The organism is Vibrio sp. 10N.222.55.C6, assembly GCF_041473395.1.
GTDB classification, from domain to species: domain Bacteria; phylum Pseudomonadota; class Gammaproteobacteria; order Enterobacterales; family Vibrionaceae; genus Vibrio; species Vibrio crassostreae_C.
Genome location: NZ_JBFRSD010000287.1, coordinates 1 through 258, shown reverse-complemented (window position 1 = coordinate 258; position 258 = coordinate 1). Strand labels below are relative to the sequence as shown.

Sequence of the window (258 nt, the reverse complement as noted above, 5' to 3'; positions counted from 1 at the left end):
GAAATATTCAATGACCTGATTGCCAACGACAACATTCGAATCGAGAGAATACTCTCATATGGTCACAGTTCTCCTGAAGAGGGTTGGTACGATCAAGATGAGCATGAGTGGGTGATGGTGATCGATGGGCAAGGGGTGATTGAGTTTGAAGATGGTCGCATTGTTACCTTGTCTAAAGGGGATTATCTCAATATTTCCGCAGGTGAAAAACACAAGGTGCTGAGGACGGATAAAGATGCGGTGACGATCTGGCTCGCT

1 protein-coding gene is annotated in these 258 nt (G+C 45.7%); it reads left to right on the top strand.

Annotated elements, in window-relative coordinates:
* On the top strand, positions 1 to 258 hold a 258-nt coding region (locus AB4486_RS23715; RefSeq protein ID WP_372119031.1), incomplete at both ends, for a cupin domain-containing protein.